This window comes from Sphingobium chlorophenolicum, from assembly GCF_000722875.1.
Taxonomy (GTDB): domain Bacteria; phylum Pseudomonadota; class Alphaproteobacteria; order Sphingomonadales; family Sphingomonadaceae; genus Sphingobium; species Sphingobium chlorophenolicum.
In genome coordinates, this window is sequence record NZ_JFHR01000104.1 from 1 (window position 1) to 5,957 (window position 5,957).

The window sequence follows — 5,957 nt, forward strand, 5'->3', positions numbered from 1 at the left end:
ATCTCAACATGAACGACCTTAAGGAGATGAAGAAAGCCGATCTACGTCAAGCCGCCTAGCCAGCATGCCCGCCGCTATTTGCAGAACTTGACGCACACAACCCGTCACGACGGTCAACCGGATGCTCGATGTCTACCAGGCCATGACAGCCTCTCTTAGCAACTCTGCGGTCGCAAAATTGGAGGCTCGACGGGCATAAAATGCGGAATAAAGTGCGGAATGCCCTGTGGATAACTTGCGTCGATCCTCTGAAATCCGCAGAAATCCTTGGCTGGGGCGGCAGGATCCAAATTCCCGCAACAACTCATTGAAAGTAATTCTTATTTAAATATCATCAAAAAGTAATAACAACATTAATTACAGCAAGTATATGATCCATCTTCGGATTCATTGAGGCATGTTGAATGATATCGACATTTTGTCAAGATATTACGCAAGATCGCCCTCGCCAAAATTCACAAATCGCGTCACCTTGAGAATCTGCATTTCGTATCGCCATCCGCTGGAACTGGCCTCCTGCTGTCCGACATCTTGAAAAAGCAGCACTGGCACGCTGTCATTTCCCAATCATTTACTCCACACGAGAGGGCGGCAGAAGAGCCGCAGGAGCGAACCCAAAGGCCCGTCGAGGGAGCCGGGCTGCACCCGCAGGGGCGCAATGAAATGGAGCACTCAGGCGAAGCCGGAGTTGTTGCCCGGCGCGACAGGCCTAAGGGCAAGCGACGCTCCCCCCGCCAGATCGACGCCGGAGGCCAACGCCATCGCGCACAGCGCGATGACCGCATGCGGACCAACGGGCCGCCCCAAGCCCGAATCAGGAAACCTGCACGCTCATCTTCAGCGCGCTCCGCAGCTCTTTCCCATCTCAAAAAGAGGCTTAGCAGCCGCATCGCCGATGGCCGCAAAGCCCATCGGCAAAATTTTTCTGCATACGATCTGGCCCGCCGTGGACCGACATGGTCCGCTATGGCCCGATTTGACCCAAAGCCACTGATTCTCACGGGCTTGACGCGACAGAACGACCCCACAATCCTGATGCTCAGGGGCAAGCAAGCCGCATCGCAGCATATAGGATATTGCCATGACCGCTCAGTCCCCCGACCGCATCCTCCGCCTCAACACCGTGCTCGACCGCACCGGGCTCAGCCGGGCCACCCTCTATCGCAAGGTGGCGGATGGCACCTTTCCCAGGCAGATTCGCATCGCTACCCGCTGCATGGGCTGGCGGGAGTCCGCCATCAATGACTGGCTTAGAAATCCCATGTTTTATAGCGTCAAGGATGGTTAATGCCGTATCCAGTCCATTTTGGTGCCAGTTGGCATTGTATCGGCACTGGCTCGGCCTACATTATTCTCACCGCTCTTTCCCCTTGAGTGCGGCAACTACCTTGAACTCGTCCCCGCCGTTGAGCTTGCTCCGGCGGGGCAGCTTTCCTTCGGGTTCATACGCAATGGGGATGACCCCATGCCAATTTGCGTGCCGCTTGGACAAGAATGGCCCGCGGATTTTGACTGGCTCGGGGACCTTCACGACGGTCCGGTTTGCAGTAGGGAATGAGGGTAAGCCGCCGTTCCAGACTTAGCCCACAAAGGATTGACGCAACGCATAGTTCCTGCACTATCTAAATAGGCAAATGAGGGGGTGTATCGCGAGCAATTCCGCGATAGATAATGGACATGGCATCAGCGCAGCAACTCATAGGTCTCGTAAAGAGCCACGCGGAGGGGGATTCCGATCGCTTCTTCGATCTCGCGATGCAGCTCTCCGCTGCCGAGGAGCAAAAAGGACATAAGCGGCTCGCCGAAACCCTGCGTCAATGGGCCAATGCCGGCCAAACACCGCCGCGACCAGCCTCGCTAACGCCCAACCTCACACCAATCGCTGCGCCTCGCGGCGATCTCGCGCAATTCCTGTTCGCCTCCTATCCGAGCGAGCGGTTGAACAGCGTCATCCTGCCGCCTCTGATCGAGGAGGAGCTCTCGCACATCGTCGTCGAGACGCGGATGCGCGAGAGGCTCGAGGAAAAAGGTCTTAAGCCTAGGCGGCGCATTCTCCTGTCCGGGCCTCCAGGCACCGGCAAGACCATGAGCGCCCATGGCCTCGCCGGCGAGCTTCAATTCCCGCTTTTCTCGGTGATGCTGCACGGCCTCATCACGAAGTTCATGGGTGAAACGGCCCAGAAGCTGAAGCTCGTTTTTGACGCGATCAAATCTACGCGAGGCGTTTATCTTTTCGACGAGATCGACGCCCTTGCAGCAGCGAGAGGCGACGGAAACGATGTCGGCGAAGCGCGCCGCGTTCTGAACTCATTCCTCCAGTTTCTCGACGAGGACACCGGCCCCTCGATCGTGATCGCTACCACAAATCTCGCCGAGATCCTTGATCGCGCAGTGCTGCGTCGGTTTGATCTCGTTCTCTCCTACGAGCTGCCCGATGCGGTCGCGATCCGTGAGGCTCTCGAACGGCGTCTGACCGGTTTCTCCTACGCTCGCCTGTCGTGGAAAAAGGTCACCGACTGTGCCATCGGTCTTTCGACGGCTGACGTCGTAGCCGCGGCCGAAGACGCCGCCCGCCGAGCCGTACTTGGCGATCGGAACACGATAACAACGCTTGATCTGGTAAACTCGCTGGAGCGCCGTCGCTCGCTACAGGGGCTAGGAAGAGGCGCGAATGCCACGGAATCTACGTCACTTTCTTCTGAAGGATCTCGGAAAGGCGCATCCGTTTCGAGCAAAAGGCGGGGGCGGCGGCAAATCGCCGAGTGATGTCCTCAATCGGTCGGACCACGCACAGGCGCTGCTTCAAGCCATTGATTTCCTCCCCCCGATAGCGACCGATGGCCTTCCCGGCGTTTATCTTGAGGTCAAAGGGCGACCGAACGAACCGCTGGCAAAGGATAGTCTGGGATCGAGCGGCATCGCGCTGTTGCGTAGCGATGCCGAGGTCAGCGAAGCCGGTACGATCGAGACAGCAACCGTTTTCGCCACGGCAAAGGGTGTCGAAAAACTCCGTAAGAAGATCGAGCAGTTCGAAACGGAAGATACGCCCGACAGGGAAAAGGATGGCCAGCTCATCCCTGGTCGGCCTAAGAACGCTAATCTCGTGCAGAGCCTGGCAGCTATAACCGAAGCTGGCCTGCGGGCGCTCTGGCGCGGTCCGCAGGACAAGTTCCCGGTGGATAATGGTGGGGCGCACTGGGAAATCTGGCTGGAGCCCGAAGGAGCGGACGCCTTCATTGCGCATGCCGCTGCCTATCAGGTGCAGATCGGAACCGATCGTCTGTATTTCCCGGAAGATGTGGTCATCATAGGACAAGCAACGCGGGATCATATCGCCCTTGCCGTGCGACGGCTTGGTGCCGTTCGGGCTCTCGCCGCGCCTGCGGCTACCGCCGATTTCTTCGACGCAATGGACGTGCAGGAGCAAGTTGCCTGGGTTGAGGACCTTTCCCAGCGAACGACCTATACTGGGGGAGCGAACGGTGGCTATGTCACCCTGCTCGACACGGGTATCAGCCGTGCCCATCCGCTGCTTGCTCCTGTACTTCTCGTACAGGACCGACATGCCGCTGACCCTGCATGGGGGCTGGAGGACATCAAAGGCCATGGAACCCAGCTCGCCGGTCTCGCGCTCTTTGGCGATCTGTCCCTCAACCTGCAATCGACGATGCCGGTTACGGTCTCGCATCGGCTTGAATCGGTGAAACTGGTGCCGGATGCGGGAGTGAACCCGCATCACCTCCTGGGCGTTATGACCCGCCGCGCGATCAACACTGTCGAGCAGACTGTTCGCAGACGGACCTTCACAATGGCCGCCACAACTGACGAGGACACTCCGCATGACGGTGCGCCGACGTCATGGTCGACCGAAGTCGACCAGCTTGCCGCCGGCGTATCGGGCGATCGCACCAACCCACGATTGATCCTGGTGTCGGCCGGCAACACCGATAATTTCAAGTTCACTGCGGATCCTTATCTCGATACCTGCGACCATCCCGACAATGAGCTAGAATCACCGGCGCAGGCGTGGAATGCGATCAGTGTTGGGGCCTACACCGAAAAGGCGATGCTTCCGGCGGCCGATGGCCTCACCATCGTTGCGCCATTCGGCGATCTCTCGCCCAGCTCCCGAACAGCATCGTGGTCATCGACATGGCCCCTCAAGCCCGACATTGTCCTTGAAGGCGGCAACTGGGCTGCCGGCACAGTGCCTCCGCCCATGCGGCATAGCGATCTGTCGCTGCTTACGGTCCATCATGCCTATCCACAACGCTCGTTCAGCCTCACCTATGACACGAGCGCTGCAACGGCGATCGCGGCCAAACAGATCACCGAGTTGTGGTCGGACTATCCACTACTCTGGCCCGAAACTATCCGGGCGCTCTATGTGGCATCCGCCCGCTGGACGCCGCAGATGCGCTCGCACCTTCCCCCGCAACCGAACAAAGGCAGCTATGCGCGACTGTTCCAGCGCTATGGCTACGGAGTGCCCGATCTCGACAGAGCCCATCGCAGCGCGTCCAACGCCCTGTCACTGATCGTTCAGGACGTCATCATTCCTTACGGTCTCTCGGAAAAAACAGGCGGAGACGTCCACAAGGAGATGCGGCTTTTCACGCTGCCTTGGCCGGTCGAGGAGTTGCGCAAGCTCGGCAATGCAGAGGTAACGCTCCGGGTCGCGCTCAGCTCCTTCATTGCCCCCAATCCCGCCGAAGCATCCCGCGGTTCGCGCTATCGCTACGCATCTCACAACCTCCGGTTCAAGCTGAACCGCGCCGGCGAAAATGCCCAGCAGTTCATGGCCCGCATCAGCAAGGCCGCCGAGCCGGCCGGGGCCCAAGTCGATGAAGATGATTTGTGGGACTTCGGAAGTAGCCGGCGCGACGTCGGCTCCCTCCATATCGACCAGTTGACGTGTAAAGCGTCGGACCTTGCCCGCCGCAATCTCCTGGCCGTTCATCCAGTCGCCGGATGGTGGAAACACACTGCGATGTTGAAGGACGGAGAACCGCAGGTGCGCTTCGCTCTTGTCGTCGAAATCGATACGCAAGGGGTCGAAGCAGATCTCTATGCTGAGGTACAGACGGCCATCACCGCTCTGAATGCGGCCCAGGCAATCATCATCTAAACCGCACCACGCGTATCGTACGTTATGGCACCGATCAATATCCGCTTCAGAGCTGTTGGCAGGCAGATCTGGGTCATCGGGCCCTCCGCGGCCGAACGGCAAAAGCTGAGTGAGGACATTCGGGACAGTCGGCCTTGGGTGAGGCAATCGGCAATCCACGCCGTTGAAAGGCTCACATGCGACTTCCTGGCACGATTTCCACGGTTCATGACCTATAACGATATTGTGCGACGAATGGACGAGAGCCTAACGATGGCTAAGACATATATTTTAGCCAGCGGCTAAATAGAGGCAATCTAAAGCGTAGAGCAGTCTGAGCTTACAGTGTCTAGCTAGACCTCTCGCCCGAAATACCTACCAAGAGCCTCGACCACGAACTTCGCAGAAATAGCGCAGCCATAGGGTTGAAGTTGATCGTTCTTATCACCGCCAGCAAGATCTACAACCGTCTTGGCGCAAATGAGCTCGGGCCGGCACGCTGAGATCTGCACCGCACGATGAACGGCATAGATCTCCATATCCAGCCCTGAAACGCGACGATGATGTCCTCCCACCTGGGCAATATGTTGTTCGCTCGCGATCACTGCCGACCCACTGGTGAAGAGTGCGCCCTTAGGTTCGCTCATTCTTACAGGCCGCTCGCCACGCCAGCCCGCCTCGAGCCGGGGGAGTAAGTCGCCGCCCTCGACTAAGGCGTGTGGACATTTAGCGCATAGCGATCTTCAGGGCCGCAAGGTTGATCATGGCGCGGTAGCTCTGATCAGTTTTCTCGTATCGGGTAGCGATGCGCCGGAATGTTTTGAGGCTACAGAAGAAGTTCTCGACGAGG

At 58.4% G+C, this 5,957-nt stretch carries 5 protein-coding genes; 3 read left to right on the plus strand and 2 right to left on the minus strand.

Going from position 1 to position 5,957, the window contains the following annotated elements:
- Nucleotides 1-672: 672 nt before the first annotated feature.
- Nucleotides 673-807, minus strand: coding sequence for a hypothetical protein (locus tag BV95_RS24820; RefSeq protein ID WP_267880732.1), 135 nt, complete (start codon nucleotides 805-807; stop codon nucleotides 673-675).
- 274 nt (nucleotides 808-1,081) lie between these two features.
- On the opposite strand from BV95_RS24820, the gene BV95_RS22075 reads away from it, so the two are divergent.
- The 3 genes from BV95_RS22075 to BV95_RS22085 all read left to right on the plus strand — a co-directional run bounded on the left by BV95_RS22075 (nucleotide 1,082) and on the right by BV95_RS22085 (nucleotide 5,128).
- On the plus strand, nucleotides 1,082-1,288 hold the full coding sequence (locus BV95_RS22075; RefSeq protein WP_037457412.1) for a helix-turn-helix transcriptional regulator: 207 nt from the start codon (nucleotides 1,082-1,084) through the stop codon (nucleotides 1,286-1,288).
- Nucleotides 1,289-1,677: 389 nt separating this feature from the next.
- Nucleotides 1,678-2,766 carry an AAA family ATPase gene (locus BV95_RS22080; protein WP_037457420.1) on the plus strand — a complete coding sequence of 363 codons (1,089 nt, stop codon included), beginning with the start codon at nucleotides 1,678-1,680 and terminating at the stop codon, nucleotides 2,764-2,766.
- Nucleotides 2,672-5,128: a S8 family peptidase gene (locus BV95_RS22085; protein ID WP_081873491.1), complete on the plus strand. Its 2,457-nt coding sequence runs from the start codon at nucleotides 2,672-2,674 to the stop codon at nucleotides 5,126-5,128. The genes BV95_RS22080 and BV95_RS22085 overlap by 95 nt, the downstream gene beginning before the upstream one ends.
- A gap of 332 nt (nucleotides 5,129-5,460) precedes the next feature.
- Here the strand turns inward: BV95_RS22085 and BV95_RS23990 are convergent, their stop codons facing one another.
- Nucleotides 5,461-5,754: a hypothetical protein gene (locus BV95_RS23990; RefSeq protein WP_156028738.1), complete on the minus strand. Its 294-nt coding sequence runs from the start codon at nucleotides 5,752-5,754 to the stop codon at nucleotides 5,461-5,463.
- Nucleotides 5,755-5,957: the final 203 nt, after the last annotated feature.